The 15,054-nt window shown below is 38.6% G+C and carries 18 protein-coding genes; 1 reads left to right on the forward strand and 17 read right to left on the reverse strand.

The window, feature by feature from the left end; genetic code table 11:
* Positions 1 to 4 precede the first annotated feature (4 nt).
* Genes bshA through FN924_RS09765 form a run of 4 tightly spaced genes read right to left on the reverse strand, consistent with a single transcriptional unit; the run spans position 5 to position 2,699 of the window.
* Positions 5 to 1,120: an N-acetyl-alpha-D-glucosaminyl L-malate synthase BshA gene (gene bshA / locus FN924_RS09750; RefSeq protein WP_143894017.1), complete on the reverse strand. Its 1,116-nt coding sequence runs from the start codon at positions 1,118 to 1,120 to the stop codon at positions 5 to 7.
* Complete coding sequence (gene mgsA / locus FN924_RS09755; RefSeq protein ID WP_143894019.1) at positions 1,117 to 1,533, reverse strand: methylglyoxal synthase; 417 nt, start codon at positions 1,531 to 1,533, stop codon at positions 1,117 to 1,119. The genes bshA and mgsA overlap by 4 nt, the downstream gene beginning before the upstream one ends.
* Positions 1,534 to 1,544: 11 nt before the next feature.
* Positions 1,545 to 2,345, reverse strand: a complete 801-nt coding sequence (dapB, locus tag FN924_RS09760; RefSeq protein WP_143894021.1) for a 4-hydroxy-tetrahydrodipicolinate reductase — start codon at positions 2,343 to 2,345, stop codon at positions 1,545 to 1,547.
* Positions 2,346 to 2,357: 12 nt separating this feature from the next.
* Positions 2,358 to 2,699: a nucleotide pyrophosphohydrolase gene (locus FN924_RS09765; protein ID WP_143894023.1), complete on the reverse strand. Its 342-nt coding sequence runs from the start codon at positions 2,697 to 2,699 to the stop codon at positions 2,358 to 2,360.
* A gap of 152 nt (positions 2,700 to 2,851) precedes the next feature.
* Between FN924_RS09765 and FN924_RS09770 the strand changes: the two genes are divergently transcribed.
* Positions 2,852 to 3,724, forward strand: coding sequence for a YitT family protein (locus FN924_RS09770; protein WP_143894025.1), 873 nt, complete (start codon positions 2,852 to 2,854; stop codon positions 3,722 to 3,724).
* Positions 3,725 to 3,767: 43 nt separating this feature from the next.
* On the opposite strand, the gene FN924_RS09775 is transcribed toward FN924_RS09770, so the two are convergent.
* From FN924_RS09775 to hisC, 13 genes are all read right to left on the reverse strand, one after another.
* Entirely contained in the window at positions 3,768 to 4,451 is a 684-nt protein-coding gene (locus FN924_RS09775; RefSeq protein ID WP_143894027.1) for a zinc metallopeptidase, read from the reverse strand.
* A gap of 74 nt (positions 4,452 to 4,525) precedes the next feature.
* Complete coding sequence (locus tag FN924_RS09780; protein WP_143894029.1) at positions 4,526 to 5,290, reverse strand: sporulation protein YpjB; 765 nt, start codon at positions 5,288 to 5,290, stop codon at positions 4,526 to 4,528.
* A gap of 67 nt (positions 5,291 to 5,357) precedes the next feature.
* A complete protein-coding gene (gene lhaT / locus FN924_RS09785; RefSeq protein WP_143894031.1) occupies positions 5,358 to 5,945 on the reverse strand; it encodes a lipoprotein heptaprenylglyceryl N-acetyltransferase LhaT in 588 nt (195 codons plus the stop codon).
* Between the two features lie 60 nt (positions 5,946 to 6,005).
* Positions 6,006 to 6,779: a menaquinol-cytochrome c reductase cytochrome b/c subunit gene (locus FN924_RS09790; protein WP_143894033.1), complete on the reverse strand. Its 774-nt coding sequence runs from the start codon at positions 6,777 to 6,779 to the stop codon at positions 6,006 to 6,008.
* A gap of 32 nt (positions 6,780 to 6,811) precedes the next feature.
* Entirely contained in the window at positions 6,812 to 7,486 is a 675-nt protein-coding gene (gene qcrB / locus FN924_RS09795) for a menaquinol-cytochrome c reductase cytochrome b subunit (protein ID WP_143894035.1), read from the reverse strand.
* A 3-nt stretch (positions 7,487 to 7,489) separates the two neighbouring features.
* Positions 7,490 to 7,999 (reverse strand): Rieske (2Fe-2S) protein, encoded by a 510-nt coding sequence (locus tag FN924_RS09800; RefSeq protein WP_143894037.1) that lies wholly within the window; start codon positions 7,997 to 7,999, stop codon positions 7,490 to 7,492.
* Positions 8,000 to 8,123: 124 nt separating this feature from the next.
* The gene (locus FN924_RS09805) at positions 8,124 to 8,585 is read right to left on the reverse strand and encodes a DUF2487 family protein (RefSeq protein ID WP_143894039.1); all 462 of its coding nucleotides are present in this window, start codon (positions 8,583 to 8,585) and stop codon (positions 8,124 to 8,126) included.
* A gap of 131 nt (positions 8,586 to 8,716) precedes the next feature.
* Positions 8,717 to 9,286 carry a ReoY family proteolytic degradation factor gene (locus tag FN924_RS09810; RefSeq protein WP_143894041.1) on the reverse strand — a complete coding sequence of 190 codons (570 nt, stop codon included), beginning with the start codon at positions 9,284 to 9,286 and terminating at the stop codon, positions 8,717 to 8,719.
* Positions 9,287 to 9,326: 40 nt separating this feature from the next.
* Positions 9,327 to 10,580, reverse strand: coding sequence for a tetratricopeptide repeat protein (locus FN924_RS09815; RefSeq protein ID WP_143894043.1), 1,254 nt, complete (start codon positions 10,578 to 10,580; stop codon positions 9,327 to 9,329).
* A gap of 15 nt (positions 10,581 to 10,595) precedes the next feature.
* On the reverse strand, positions 10,596 to 11,486 hold the full coding sequence (locus FN924_RS09820) for a hypothetical protein (RefSeq protein WP_143894046.1): 891 nt from the start codon (positions 11,484 to 11,486) through the stop codon (positions 10,596 to 10,598).
* A 59-nt stretch (positions 11,487 to 11,545) separates the two neighbouring features.
* Positions 11,546 to 12,838 carry a 3-phosphoshikimate 1-carboxyvinyltransferase gene (gene aroA, locus FN924_RS09825; protein ID WP_143894047.1) on the reverse strand — a complete coding sequence of 431 codons (1,293 nt, stop codon included), beginning with the start codon at positions 12,836 to 12,838 and terminating at the stop codon, positions 11,546 to 11,548.
* A 10-nt stretch (positions 12,839 to 12,848) separates the two neighbouring features.
* Complete coding sequence (locus tag FN924_RS09830) at positions 12,849 to 13,949, reverse strand: prephenate dehydrogenase (RefSeq protein WP_143894049.1); 1,101 nt, start codon at positions 13,947 to 13,949, stop codon at positions 12,849 to 12,851.
* The gene (gene hisC / locus FN924_RS09835; protein ID WP_143894051.1) at positions 13,946 to 15,049 is read right to left on the reverse strand and encodes a histidinol-phosphate transaminase; all 1,104 of its coding nucleotides are present in this window, start codon (positions 15,047 to 15,049) and stop codon (positions 13,946 to 13,948) included. The genes FN924_RS09830 and hisC overlap by 4 nt, the downstream gene beginning before the upstream one ends.
* Positions 15,050 to 15,054 lie beyond the last annotated feature (5 nt).

Here is a 15,054-nt window from a genome sequence, read left to right on the forward strand (position 1 = left end):
CCCTTTAGGACTCGTATGTTTGTATATATTGCTGCAGAATAAAGGTAGAATGAAACTCATCTCTCACTTTTTTTAACCCGTTCTCAGCGAATGTTTGATGCAAGCCAGAGTCGGTTAAAAGCTGGATCGATCGTTCTACTACTTGATCAATATTGCCTATCTCCGTAATAAAGCCATTTTTACCGTCCTCAATTACTTCAGGGATACCACCTGCATTTGACCCGATACAAGGAACCCCGCAAGCCATCGCCTCTAGTAATACAAGACCAAAGCTTTCTTTTTCTGAAAGTAATAACTTGAGGTCCGCCATGGACAGTATATTTGCGACATTATTTTGTCTACCTAAAAACAATACACGATCGGTTAATCCTAACGTGTGAACAAGCTGCCGAATTTCGGAATAGTCCGGTCCATCACCAACAAGTAACAGCTTAGATGGAATTTGATCGGCAATCCTCTGAAAGGCATAAATGACATCTTCTACTCTTTTTACTTTACGAAAATTAGAAATATGTATAAGTACTTTTTCATTTGGTTTGATATCATATTTGCTTTTCCATAAATCACGATCTGCCTTGACGTGGTATTCAGATTCATCTACAAAGTTATAGACTACTTGAATGTCTTTTTCAACGTCCAACATATCCTTTGTTTGTTTGACTAGACTATGCGAAACCGCAGTCACAACATCTGACTGTTCAATACCGTGTTTTATCATTCTTTTTAGACTTTTATCAATACCGAGAACGGTAATATCCGTTCCGTGTAGTGTTGTTACGATTTTTATATCCCTTTTTGCCATTTGTTTGGCTAGAATCGCACAAATAGCGTGTGGCATTGCATAATGAACATGTAGAACATCCAATTTTTCAGCATCAATAACCTCTGCCATCTTATTAGCGAGGGCCAAATCATAAGGTGGGTATTGAAAAACGGGATAATGATTCACTTCCACTTCGTGGAAAAAAATATTAGGGTCTGCCCCGTTCAAGCGAAATGGAATACTTGATGTTATAAAGTGAACTTGGTATCCATGAGCTGCTAGCATTTTCCCAAGCTCTGTGGCAATGACGCCCGAACCACCAACAGATGGATAACAAGTAATACCAATTCGCTTCATTTCTTGTCCTCACCTTTACCATCGATTACTTCTCTCCATTGAAGCAAACCTTCGTGTAATCCGCGAATAAAAATTTCTGCCGTTCCCATGTTTGTAGCAAGAGGTACTTGATACACGTCGCATAATCGGATAAGTGCTGTAACATCTGGTTCATGTGGTTGTGCAGTTAAAGGATCACGAAGGAAAATAATCATATCCATCTTATTATCTGCCACCATTGCACCAATCTGCTGATCCCCGCCCAATGGCCCCGACCGAAAGCGGTGAATGGTAAGTTTCGTTGCTTCTTGGATTCGTTTCCCTGTTGTTCCAGTTGCGTAAAGTGAATGCTCCTTTAAGATATGTTTGTACGCAATCGTGAAATCGACCATCTCTTTCTTTTTTTCATCATGAGCAATCAATGCAATATTCATGACTTCTCCCCTCATTCCATTAAATTCTCCAACCCATACACGAGTACATCTAATTCAAGTACTCGATCCACTGCTAGTTTTACTCCAGACATAAAGGATTCCCGATGGAAGGAATCATGTTTAATCGTTAGGTTTTGCCCTAAGTCTCCAAAAACGACTTCTTGATGGGCAACTAGACCTGGAAGTCTCACGCTATGGATACGCATGCCGTCAAAATCTGCCCCTCTTGCTCCTGGAATAGTCTCTTTTTCATTTGGATGACCCTGTGATTGTTCTTCACGAACTTGTTGGATTAATTCCGCTGTTTTAACTGCTGTACCAGAAGGTGCATCCAATTTTTGATCATGATGTCGCTCAATAATTTCGACATTTGGGAAATATTTTGCTGCCATCTTGGAGAACTGCATCATTAAAACAGCTCCAATAGCGAAATTTGGTGCAATGACTGCACCTAGTCCTTTTTGTTCCGACAAGTCCGTTAGCTCCTCTAATTGGTCGGTTGTAAAGCCTGTTGTACCTACTACCGGACGTACGCCATGTTCAAATGCAGACTTTGTATGCTTATATCCTACTTCTGGTGCTGTAAGGTCAATTAACACATCTGCCTCTACTTCCTGTAAGCATTCATCCATATCTTCATAAATGCGTGCCTCAAAAGGTGGAAGTCCATCAATATCTTTTACTTTCCAACCACCATTCTTTTTATCTACACATGCCACTAGTTCATAGTTGTCTTGCTTCTGAATCATACGTAATGCTTCACTACCCATTTTCCCTCTTGGACCGGCTACTACGATTTTTACTGTGTTCATCACTATTTCCTCCTACTTCTTTGTCCATCTATCTTTATCTCGTGTTTCAAATTTCGTAATCGCACGATGAAAAGAATCCGACAAATCAATATTTAGTGAGTTGGCAAAGGACGCTATCACAAATAAAAGATCTCCGAGTTCTTCTTCTATTGTATTTTCATTTTCTGTTTCTTTCTTAGGTTTTTCCCCGTAATAGTGATTCACTTCGCGAGCAATTTCTCCGACTTCCTCCGTTAACCGAGCAGTCATACTTAATGGAGAAAAATAGCCCTCCTTAAATTGCGATATGTAATCATCCACTCTTTTTTGTATATCATAAGTATCATAAATGCGATTCGGTTTCTCTATCATCATAAACCTCTTTTCTTCGCTTCATTCATTACTTTCTTCTATATGTTAGCTAATCGTGTAGAATTTGACAAATTATTCACTTCCAACAGAATCTGATTGTTAGGAATGGATTGTTTGTCTATAATAAGAACGGAAAATGTCTCAGGAGGTGCTCTATGATTTTTGGTTTACGTTTAAAAAATATTTTGTTTATATTGCTCGGTTCCGCTATTTTTTCCTTTGGAATCGTTCACTTTAACATGCAAAACAATCTTGGAGAAGGTGGATTTACAGGAATTACTCTGTTATTTTATTTTTTATGGGGATGGGATCCAGCAATCTCTAATATAGTGTTAAACATTCCTACCTTTGCGGTCGGTTGGAGATTTTTAGGTCGAAACATGTTTTTATATACGATTATAGGTACATTAGCGGTTTCTGTTTTCCTTTGGATATTTCAATTACATACTTACCAGCTACACCTCGAATCAGATATGACCTTAGTTGCTCTGTTCGCAGGTGTTTCAATCGGAATTGGACTCGGAATTATTTTTCGTTATGGTGGGACGACTGGCGGTGTAGATATCATCGCAAGAATCGTTCACAAATATGCAGGATGGAGTATGGGAAAAACAATGTTCTTGTTTGATGCCGTTGTCATCGCAACCTCTATTCTCGCCTATCTAGAATTAAAAGAGGGGATGTACACATTAGTTGCGGTTTATATCGGTGCACGGGTTATCGACTTTATCCAAGAAGGTGCTTACACCGCTCGTGGAGCCACCATCATTTCTAGTAAAAGCAACGAAATAGCTGATAAAATTATGCAAGACATGGATCGCGGTGTTACTGTTTTGCAAGGGAAAGGTCGTTATACAGGTGAAAGCAGAGATGTGTTATATTGCGTTGTTGGTAGAAATGAAATTTTCCGATTAAAAAATATTATCAATTCGCTTGATCCACACGCATTTGTAGCCGTATCTTCCGTACATGATGTATTGGGAGAAGGTTTTACGTTAGATGAAAATAAAAATCCGATAACGCATTAAACAAAAAAAGACTAAAGCATCCAAGCTTTAGTCTTTTTGTTATTTAGTCATCTTGTGGTACTAAGAACATTAGAATAAAACGAACCAATTCTGCAAGGGCAACTAACGCAGCGGCAACGTATGTTAGAGCAGCTGCATTTAACACTTTCTTTGTGTCTCGTTCTTCATTATTGCGAATTACTCCACTGGAAACTAATTGTGCCATTGCACGGTTTGAGGCATTAAACTCTACAGGTAATGTTACGAGCTGGAACAATACCGCGAAGGACATAAATACAATACCAACGAACACAAGGTTCATTAGTCCCAAGAAAATACCAGCTAGAATCAAAATAAAAGAAAAGTTTGAACCTAGATTTGCTACTGGAACCAGAGCATGTCTAAAACGCAAGAATGCATAGGCTTCCGCATCTTGAATAGCGTGACCTACTTCGTGCGCTGCAATAGCAGACGCTGCCATCGATTGACCATGGTAGTTCCCGGATGATAGGCGTACTACTTTTTTTCTTGGGTCATAATGGTCGGATAGCATCCCTCTAGTTTCTTCTATTGATACATTGTACAATCCATTATCGTCTAAAATCTTCCGCGCAACTTGAGCGCCAGTCATATATGACGAAGTGGCAACTTTTGAATACTTCTTGTACGTGCTCTTTACTTTAGATTGAGCCCATAGGGGAATCACAATCAAAAGAGCTAGGTAAACCAAATAACCACCTAGTGACATAGTTTCATTCCTCCATTAGTATAACCTTGTCTTGCTTAAGGTCAATTTTAGTCAAATTCAAGGAATTAGTCAACTTAAATACCTAACTTATGCCTCTTTTTTTTCTCCCCTATATATTTTTTCCAAGCTACGTATGATAATGTACATGTAATAATTCCACCTACAATCATAAGCATAATAAAGAAGTTTGACATTTGCTTATTATGCCCCATGGTTGTAACATCCAATACTTTCATCTCCCGGTATGTACTTTGGAGCCATTTATACTTCTCTTCATCTGAGGAAGCTTTTCCAACTTCCTTATAAGCTTTATCCAACGTTTCGAAAACCTCTTGACTTGCGGCCATTTTTAAAGAAGGAGCAATGATATCCCATTTGTACATAATCTCTTTCAACTGCTCATTGGTTACGGGAGATTCTTGAGCTAAAACGGACTTAATTGTACCTTGTAGCTCAGATTCCCAATCTTTCCAAATTGCTGTATTCGGATTAGTTACGGAATCAAACGCCAAAAGTAACGTATAAGAAGATTTTAGTTTATCCGCCGGAATTACCGAGTCCTTTGATATTGTTACTATATTTTCATTTAATATGTTAAGTAATGGTTTTTGCGTTTTCTCTGGAGCATGATCCAAAACCCACTCTTGTAATTGATTTTTATGACGATTCAGAACAGACTCTGCCTCTTGATATCTACCATCTTTAACAAACTGTTGGTATTCATATAATGTCTCCGTAACATTTGAATGATGTTCTGCAAGTATGTTTTCAGGAAAAATGTAAGATCCCATCCATACTAATAAAGTAATACTTATTACTGCCACGATTTTCTGTTTCATTTGAGACCCCTACTTTCATCCATTCTCTTTGAAATGTATGATAGTAGAGCTCCATTTAGACCAACGATTAATGATTATAAGAAATGTGGATAGATTTTTTTGTAGAAGTCAAATAAGCGATAGCAATGGAAGCAATGCTTAGCCAGAACGTAAAATACCCAATTTCTTTCATGTAAAGAGATAATGAACTATATATAGGCATCATCCCAAAAACGTAATCAATTACATCATTATGTAACGTCCAAATCGCCGCAACCATTATGTGTTTCAAGCGAATCGAATAAAGTGGCGCATACAACAACCCTTGAATTGCCATTGCACCGTGTGAAACGATTAGCATATACCCTTGCCATCCAATGTCACCATCGACAAACAATGTTAAAACATTCATCACAACAGCCCACGTTCCGTATTTAAACAATGTAATGATGGCAAGGGCTTCCACATAGGGAGCCTTTTTCCCAATTAAATATAAAAACAGAAATATGCAAAAAAACAAACTTGCTGTAGGGCTATCAGGTACAAATATTAAAAATCGAGGAGGTGTTATTGCAAGTTGACTTTCATACCAAATGTAGCCATAAACCGTTCCGAAGACATTTACAACTAGTAAAAGAATCATAAACGATCGATTAAATAGAATGTTTTGAAACATAAATGGACACATCCTTCTAAGCTATAAAAACCCTCGTCATAAAGACGAGGGTTTCGATTACTACTCTTCTTGACCAACAGATTTAATAAATTCTGCTAGCTTCGTTAGCTCTTCTTCTGAGCCTTTGAAAACACCTGCAGGCATCGTATTGATACCATTCACTGCTATGTCTTGAATTTCTTCCACGGTTTTCTCTGTCCCTACTAATGCAGGAGCAGCTCCGCCACCTTCTAGGTTTTCACCGTGACATTGTAAACAACTATTCTCATATAGTGCATAGCCTTCAGACTCTTTATCAATTTCAACTGCAGATGGCCATACCGGTTTATTCTCTTCTGCCCGTTTTTCCCACTCCACGTGTTCTGCAGCTTCATACGTAAGCCAGAATACAGAAACAATACCTACAAGCATAAGAGCAGTTGCGATTGGTCTTTTGGTTGGACGACGATGTGGTCCTTTATCTAAGAAAGGAGCCAGCAACAATCCACCAAATGCAAGTCCAGGAATTATTAGTGCACCAATAACAAAATATGGTCCACTGGCAAATTCATATTTTAAGAATTGATATAAGAATAAGAAATACCAATCTGGTAACGGAACATACGCCGCATCCGTTGGATCTGCCATTCCTTCTAACGGTGCAGGATGAGCAAGCGTTAAACATAAGAATCCAACTAAGAACACCGCACCAACTAGCCATTCTTTTAACAAGAAGTTAGGCCAGAATGCTTCCGTTCTACCCGGGTATTCAGAATAATCTTTTGGAATAAACTTTACCTTGTCAGCTTTCACACGTGAATCGCCAACAAACTTCATCCCTTTTCCCCTATGCACAGCGTTCCCTCCTTTTCGATGTCATTTCGATTTTATAGTGGACCTGAAATCCCTTGTTTTCGAATCATTATAAAGTGAACTGCCATGAGGGCAAATAGTGCAGCTGGTAAGAAAAAGACGTGAATTGCAAAGAATCTTGTTAAGGTTTGTGCCCCTACGATTTCAGGGTGACCCGATAGCAATGTCTTTATCTCTGTTCCAATGAATGGAACCCCTTCGGCAATCTCTAACGTTACTTGTGTCGCAAAGTAAGCTTTGTTATCCCAAGGTAGTAAATATCCTGTTAAACCAAGTCCGAGCATAACAAAGAATAATAATACTCCGACCATCCAGTTTAACTCACGCGGCTTTTTATATGAGCCTTGGAAAAATACACGTAATGTATGTAGGAATAACATAACGATTACTACACTTGCTCCCCAGTGGTGCATTCCACGTACAATTTGTCCATGAGCAACTGAAGATTGTAAATAGTAAACAGATCTCCAAGCATTTTCTATGTCTGGTACATAGTACATCGTAAGGAACATTCCAGAAAGAATCTGGATAACCGTTACGAAAAATGTTAATCCACCAAAACAATATACAAATGCAGAGAAATGGTGGGCTGGGTTAACGTGTTCTGGTACTTCGTGATCCGCAATGTCCCGCCACAAAGGCGTAATATCAACACGTTCATCTACCCAATCATAAATCTTTTGAAGCATCCATTACGCCTCCTTTCTCGGTTCGGCTTTTCCTAAGTATAAGGTTCCATCTTTAACTTTTTGTTGATAAACATCCAATGCAGCTGATGGAGGTGTATTCGGAACGTTTTCTCCGTCTTTGTAGTATCTTCCTCCGTGACATGGGCAATAGAATTGGTCTGGATATTCTTCATTACCTGCCCAGTTTACAATACATCCAAGGTGTTTACATACAGGAGATAACGCTAAAATACTACCGTCTTCTTGTTTGTACACCCAAGCCGTTTTGGTTACTTCTGATTCATACCAACCATCAACCTGATCAATCGTCCACTCTACTCTAGTAGGTTCTGTAGTTATTTCATCTACTTGAGCAACTGCTGCAAAATCGCCTTGAGCAGTAGGCTGAAGTACAGGATCAATTGCAAATCGAACCATAGGCGCAAGCATTCCAGCAGCCATGAAACCACCTACACCAGTAAGTGTATAATTTAAGAATTGGCGACGGGATACTTGTTGTTTCTTATCACTCATTGTTTACCCCCCTCTATGCGATGATCCAACGAACATGGTAAGATTTATCATAATTTACTAGGACATTACCATGATAGCGTAAACTGTTTGTCCGGTCAATAAAATATCTTTGTGGAACACAGTTTCATTCTTGCCAGTATGACTGGATTAAATCCATGATTTGGTGTAGTTGTTCTTTCATCATCTCGGATGCTCTTGCTTCCTCTATTTTTCCACCAACCGCAGGGAGCCAAAGTAACGTTCCGTCCAACTCCTTCTCTACCTTTTTCCATGCATGATCAAACGTAAATAAAAATACATGGTCAAAAGGTAGCTGTTGATACTGCTTTATCCATTGTTGGAGCAGAGTTATATCCAGCTTTTTAGAAGTGGATTTGAAATAGTGAAAGCTTGGAGAAAGAAAAATTCTGCCTTTGAATTGATTTTCGATTGTCATTGCAGCAAAGTGCGTTAGCTCTGCCATTCCTGCGTATTTCACTAATTCCTCTTCTTTTTCTAATGGCATAGGGATTAACGGGATAATCAGTGTGTCCACATACTCTTTCGCTTCTATGTATTGCATGATATCTGATTCTTTCCATTGCATGGAGTTCGTCCTACCTTTCGTTAGTCTCTGTCCATTCTACTAAAATTATAACGATAATTCGAGGTTTTTACTTTCTTCAAACAGAAAAAACGAACTTCACGGAAATGTGAAATTCGTTATTAGCTACCATATTACTTTCGAGTTTTTGTTTGGTGAAACGATGCTTCTAATTCCGTTAACTTTTCTGATAACTTGAGAAATTCTTCTTGATTTCGCTCATCTAATGCTTGATTAATTTTTTCTCGCAGTTGATCTCGTTGAAAATGGTATAGAGATACATCTAAAAAAGATTGGGCAAGCGATCTATCCTTTTTTGTAATGTAATAACCTTCTGGTATGAAGGGATTATCTTCTAATACTGCAACATAATCCGGACATTGATTAGAATTGCTAAAATTTAGTTGAATATAAATCGGTTCATTACGATTTAATCGTATATCGTGAAACGATTTCTCTGCATCTGTTGTAACAATATGGTTTTTGTAGAATCGAAATGGAATGTCTTCCGAACAATGTGTAGAAATAATGATCCCTCTAGGACAAAATCTAGCCTCTGCAATAAAATGAACATGCTTCAACAAAGAATCATGATTGATTAAATAATTTAGAATCCAAACACTTTCCCTTCGCTTCAATTGATAATTACTTAGAAACCATTTTATAAAATCTTTCTTATCTTTTGTAGATACAGATGTATTCAACAATTTCCCCCTCCTACCTTAAAGGAAAGTTCGTTATTTTCTAGAACTCTGCTAGTCTATGAAGGTACTCCTCTACTTCGAAGTCTGATGGTTCAACCTCTAGATATTTGCTGAGCACTTCCTTCGCTTCGTCTCGCTTTCCTTCTTCCACTAAAAAATAACCAAATTCCTTCAAGAAATCTGAATCTTCTTTGAAGTTAGTATATGCATCATAGTACTGCTTTAATGCATCTTCAAACAATTCTAGCTCTCTATATGCTTTAGCAAGTTCCCAGCGGTATTGTTGATCATCTTCTCCGTTTTCTATAACCCGTTCTAAAAGTTGTACAATAGCATCTTCATCTTGGTCCTGCTTATAATTCTCTACTAAGAATAGTACTGCTTCTTTAAACCCGTAATCTAACTCAATTGCTTGATTCACAAGCTCGTACCCTTGTTTACTATTTCCAAGTTTATGTGCAAGTACACCTGCATAATGGTACAGCTCTTTATTGAATTCATCAACGTCTAACCCTTTTCGAGCTGTCTCATACGCCTCTTCAGGCATACCTTCTTGCTCATAAGCCTTTGCCAAATAGTAATAAACCGAGGGGAATTGTGAATCCTTTTGAATTAATTGCTCCCATACTTGAATTGATATATCTATTCGATCCGCACGATAGGCCGTAAAACCAAAACGGAATAATGTTTCAGGATTTTCACTATCCACTTCTTGATAAAACGTCAACGCTTCCTCAAATTTACCACTTGCAGCATATGCCTCGGCAAGCCTTAATCCAATTTCAATGTCTCCAACAACGGTTTCATTTCGATATACTTTCTCATAGTATGGGATTGCTTTTAAATACTCTCCCGTTGAAAAAGCTAGTTCACCTAATGCTAAATCAATGACTGTTTCTGAAGGATCTAATTGTTTCGCTTCTAAAAGCTTTTGTTCTGCAACTTCAAACAGTCCTTGTGTCTGGTATAAATCTGCAAGCTGAACAAGCGCTTCCATATATTCCTCATCCTCAGGAGTAAATTGATTCAAAATGTCAATCGCCTCTTCATCTTCCTCTAAATCAATATAGATTTCACCTAACAGCATTTTCAGCTCAGTTTCATTCGGATACCGTTGAGATAGTTCTATTATGATTGCTTTTGCTTCTTCTAGCATTCCCCACTGCATATACAATTCCGCTATCGTATATCGCTCTTCTTCGTTTGCTGAGGGTAAATACGCCTCTAGTTTTTCTATCGCTTTTTTTGTTTGATTTTGTTCCATTAATACTATTGCTTCGTGTATTTCTTCCACTCCAGGCCATCCTTTCTAACGATCTATGAAATGCCTAGGAATTGATACTTCCATATATTCTCCCTGCATTTTCTCCGTATTAACTAGATGGTTTTCTTTTACCACCTGTCCCCGACACACTGTAACAATTGGGATAGACTTATGATATCGAAAATGACTGTCTTCATCAATTATAGGCTCTTTTTCTCGTTGAAATAAATTATAATCTGCACAACCATTTTCTATTAGTTCGCCTTTTCCTGGAGAAATTCCTGTTACACGAAGTGCATGTTTAGTAAGTGGAAACTCACGCACTGGGTCCTGTAGTGTAACAATTGAATGTATGCGACATAGTTCTTTCCACTCCTTAAAAAGTTCTTTTGAATCTAATCCCTCTTTACGATCTCGGCGAAATAGGATAATCGGTGTCTGTGAAAATTGTTGTGCTTCTCGAATCCATTCCCACTTAACAGAATTCAAATCCTCCGAGCAAGCTAATTCTACCCCAATAAATGGTACTTTCATTCGACCGAAATATTTAATATGGTGGGGACGTAGGATACGAACGGGAATCGTAGGAACAACCATGTGATCAATAGGGAGGTTGACCAGATTCTCTTTAAAAGCTCGAAATCTCTTCTTATAGCTAATAGAACTCCGAATTGGAAGCTGGCATAGTAAAAGAGTACAACCACGGTATAAATATTTTTGTGCTACTGTTTCAGGTGACAAAGCATGGAAAACCGGCTCCTCGATGTCTACATATACTTTTCCTGGACCTATCCAAAAATCTTCTACATGGATTTCTTGAATACCTTCCATGTTCTTAAATGACCGAGTAAACAACCCATTTTCAATGTGAACACTTTTGGATTTCCACATTCCATCTTCTAATACATAATCACTATAAAAGTAATAAGCCCCCATCCTTATACACACTCCAATCTGAGTTTGTACAAGGTATGAGGACTTGAACATGAATATGTTTATTTCGATAAAACCAGATTTAAATCATCAAAAAAGGTTGGATAAGAAACTGCAATACAGTCGCTATTTTTTAAGGTTACAGGCTCGTTAGTCAATAAGGAAGCTACGGCAATCATCATTCCTATGCGATGGTCTCCGAATGAATCAACGGTGGCACCTTTCAAAGTTTGTTCACCAGTAATGATCATCCCGTCCACTGTTCCTTCAATGGATGCACCAAGTGCCGATAACGTCTTCACAACCGCTTCGATACGATCTGTTTCTTTATACCTTAATTCCTCTGCATCTCGGATTACCGTCTTTCCATTTGCCTGTGATGCTAAAAGGGCAATAATCGGGATCTCATCTATAATCCTAGGAATAATATCCCCATCCAACTCGACTCCTTGTAACTGGGAATACTCAATTGTAATATCGCCAACCGGCTCTCCTCCAACTTCCCTTTGCTTCACAACTTGTATAGAAGCCCCCATTTTTTGAAGGACATCGATTATTCCTGTTCGTGTTGGATTAATCCCAACATCAGTAAGAACTAGTTTACTCCCTTTCACGATTGCGCCGGCTGCAAGGAAGAAAGCAGCAGAAGAGATATCTCCAGGCACATCAATATGTGTACCCTTTAAGTTTTGGTTGCCGGTAATCCTTGCTGTTAAACCATCTTTTTGTATGAAGCCATTAAAAGCTGACAACATCAGCTCTGTATGATCCCTAGTAGAGGCTAATTCTGTAACAGAAGTTTCCCCTTCTGTCAAAAGACCAGCAAGCAAAATACCAGATTTAACTTGGGCACTTTTCACTGGTGACTGATAATGAATAGGATGTAACTTCCCTCCTCTAATAGATAAGGGAAGATACTTGCCTTCCTCGCGACCATCGATTCTTGCACCCATTTTTCTCAATGGTGATACGATACGGTCCATTGGACGTTTCGTTAAAGAATTATCCCCGTGTACGGTGACATGAAAAGGGAGACCGGCAAGTACTCCTAAAAGCAGCCTAGTTGTTGTTCCAGAGTTCCCTAAGTATAGGGGTTGAAGTGGTTCTTGTAACGCTTCAACACCATGCCCTTGAATGGTTACATGGTCTCCCTCTACTTGGATTGGCACTCCCATCGCCCGAAAGGCGTCAATCGTACGGAAACAATCCTCTCCGTCTAAGAAATGCGTAATCGTCGTAGTACCTTTCGCTAAAGAACCAAAGATCACGGCTCGATGAGAAATTGATTTATCCCCTGGTACCGTTAATCGTCCCTTTAAAGGAGATGTAATTGGAGATAGTATTTTTTTTGACATACCAAACACCTCAGTTCTGAATCATAGTTTCATAGCCGTTACGAATGAGGATTTCATTACTTTTATGCTGTAGGCTTTGCTCAGCAAAACTAATACGAAGAACTCCTGTAATCCCTTCCCTTATTTCCAAAATTTCAATATTAGTAATACTTATGTCTTCACTAGCTAATAAAGAAATAACGTTTAATAAGGCACCAGTTTGGTCTCGTATATCAACAAGTAAATCGTAAAAAGCCGGAATGGCACCTTTTTCTTTGGCGTCTAATCCATCTCGGAAATCTCTTGCTTGTTCCAAATAGGATACCATTGCCTCCTCATCCCCTTTTTCCAGAAGGGATTTTAAGGATGCCATTTCTTTAATCCAATCATCCAACAGACGTATCATGCTAGACCGGTTTTGAAAGAATATATCTTGCCACATTTGCGGATTACTGGATGCAATCCTCGTGATGTCTCGAAAACCACCTGCAGCTAATTTGGGTAAAAATGTATGTGTTCGTTGCCACGTTCGGGCTTGATGGACAAGAGAGGATGCAATTAAATGAGGAAAATGAGAGACGACACTCGTCATCTCATCATGTTCCTTTGGCTGTAATACCACAAACTTACTTTTCGTCCCTGCTAACAACTCTTTAATAGCATGTACGTCTTGATTCGACGCTTTTTCAGAAGGCGTCAAAATGTAAAATGCATTTTCAAATAAATGTGCTTTTGCAGCTTGAATTCCACGTTTGTGTGAACCGGCCATTGGGTGTCCACCTATAAACGTAAAGGAAGAACAATTCCATTCCTTTACAGCCTCCATTACAGTTGCCTTCACCGAAGAAACATCCGTAACCAATACCTGTTTCTTCGGTTTCAAATTCTTCATTGTTTCTAGATATGAAATCGTAATGGATACAGGTGCGCTTAAGATAATATAATCTGCTTCATACACACCTTCCTCGAAGCTAGGTACTGCATAATCAATGATCTCATTCATCTCCGCAAACTCTAGGCTTTTTCTATTCGTATCAAAACCTATAACGATGTTCGTAGTCGTTTGTTTAATGTTTTTAGCTAAAGAACCGCCGATTAGACCTAATCCAACAACAAATACCGTTTTACTCAATGAGTTTCGCCTTCTTTTAAGGTTATAAATTCACGGATGTGTGACTGCAACTCTTCCATATCTTCTTTTTTTCCAATCGTTATGCGGATTCCCTTCGAACGACCTAAGGCCTCACCAGAACGGACAATAAAGCCTTTACTGAGTAAATATTCAAAAGCTTCATCACCTGTGGTAGGAAGATGAACAAACACAAAATTAGTTTGAGAGTCATCGTAGCTAAGTCCTAGATTGTCTAGAAAAGAAAGAAACGCTTGTTTGTTTTCTTGGTTTTTCTTAAATGTTTCCTGAAGAAATGTTTCATCTTGTAAAGCAATTAACGCTGCCTTTTGCGAAAGGCTCGTCGTATTGAAGGGTCCACGAGTAACGTTAAGTGCCCTAGTAATTGCTTCATTAGCTACGCCATATCCAACTCGTAAACCTGCCAACCCGTAAGCTTTTGAAAACGTGCGAAGCACAATCAAGTTTTCATATTGACCAATAGCCTTTATTGTATCTGGATAGTCATCCGCATCCACATACTCATAATAAGCCTCATCAAAAACGACAAGTATGTCTGAGGGGCAATGGCTCATTACATAATCAAACTCTTCTTGGTTGATATGGCAACCTGTTGGATTATTGGGAGAACATAGCCAAATGATTTTAGTTTGCTTATTAATTTTTGCCACCATTGTTTTCACATCGTGATAACCATTCACTAGAGGAACTTCTACAATTTCAGCACCTTCGATTACTGCGTTGTGCTTATATTGTGGAAAAGTTGGTGTTGCCATAATAGTGTTGGTTCCTGGGTATAAATAAGAATTACAGATAATTTCAATCACTTCATCAGAACCAGCTCCAAATACAAGTTGGTCTGGCTCTACATCAAGTTTCTTCGCCAACGCCATTCGAAGTTCCGTTGAGTAGCCATCTGGGTAAATTTCTAAATTGGACATCCACTCTGACATTTCTTCCTTTACTTTTTTGGAAAAACCAAATGGATTTTCATTCGAAGCCAATTTCACGATTCTAGATAAACCATATTCCTTCTTTACATCTTCTATTTGCTTCCCCGGTTTATATGGGGACATACTTTTTAATACTTCTTTGCTTGTCATCTATC

The sequence above is a fragment of the Radiobacillus deserti genome, assembly GCF_007301515.1.
Classification (GTDB): domain Bacteria; phylum Bacillota; class Bacilli; order Bacillales; family Amphibacillaceae; genus Radiobacillus; species Radiobacillus deserti.

What these genes read in the sequence shown, in the direction of transcription:
- bshA (WP_143894017.1), bottom strand. Translation starts at nt 1,120, where the DNA reads ATGAAGCGAATTGGTATTACTTGTTATCCATCTGTTGGTGGTTCGGGC.
- mgsA (WP_143894019.1), bottom strand. Translation starts at nt 1,533, where the DNA reads ATGAATATTGCATTGATTGCTCATGATGAAAAAAAGAAAGAGATGGTC.
- dapB (WP_143894021.1), bottom strand. Translation starts at nt 2,345, where the DNA reads ATGAACACAGTAAAAATCGTAGTAGCCGGTCCAAGAGGGAAAATGGGT.
- FN924_RS09765 (WP_143894023.1), bottom strand. Translation starts at nt 2,699, where the DNA reads ATGATGATAGAGAAACCGAATCGCATTTATGATACTTATGATATACAA.
- FN924_RS09770 (WP_143894025.1), top strand. Translation starts at nt 2,852, where the DNA reads ATGATTTTTGGTTTACGTTTAAAAAATATTTTGTTTATATTGCTCGGT.
- FN924_RS09775 (WP_143894027.1), bottom strand. Translation starts at nt 4,451, where the DNA reads ATGTCACTAGGTGGTTATTTGGTTTACCTAGCTCTTTTGATTGTGATT.
- FN924_RS09780 (WP_143894029.1), bottom strand. Translation starts at nt 5,290, where the DNA reads ATGAAACAGAAAATCGTGGCAGTAATAAGTATTACTTTATTAGTATGG.
- lhaT (WP_143894031.1), bottom strand. Translation starts at nt 5,945, where the DNA reads ATGTTTCAAAACATTCTATTTAATCGATCGTTTATGATTCTTTTACTA.
- qcrB (WP_143894035.1), bottom strand. Translation starts at nt 7,486, where the DNA reads ATGCTTCAAAAGATTTATGATTGGGTAGATGAACGTGTTGATATTACG.
- FN924_RS09800 (WP_143894037.1), bottom strand. Translation starts at nt 7,999, where the DNA reads ATGAGTGATAAGAAACAACAAGTATCCCGTCGCCAATTCTTAAATTAT.
- FN924_RS09805 (WP_143894039.1), bottom strand. Translation starts at nt 8,585, where the DNA reads ATGCAATGGAAAGAATCAGATATCATGCAATACATAGAAGCGAAAGAG.
- FN924_RS09820 (WP_143894046.1), bottom strand. Translation starts at nt 11,486, where the DNA reads ATGGGGGCTTATTACTTTTATAGTGATTATGTATTAGAAGATGGAATG.
- aroA (WP_143894047.1), bottom strand. Translation starts at nt 12,838, where the DNA reads ATGTCAAAAAAAATACTATCTCCAATTACATCTCCTTTAAAGGGACGA.
- hisC (WP_143894051.1), bottom strand. Translation starts at nt 15,049, where the DNA reads ATGACAAGCAAAGAAGTATTAAAAAGTATGTCCCCATATAAACCGGGG.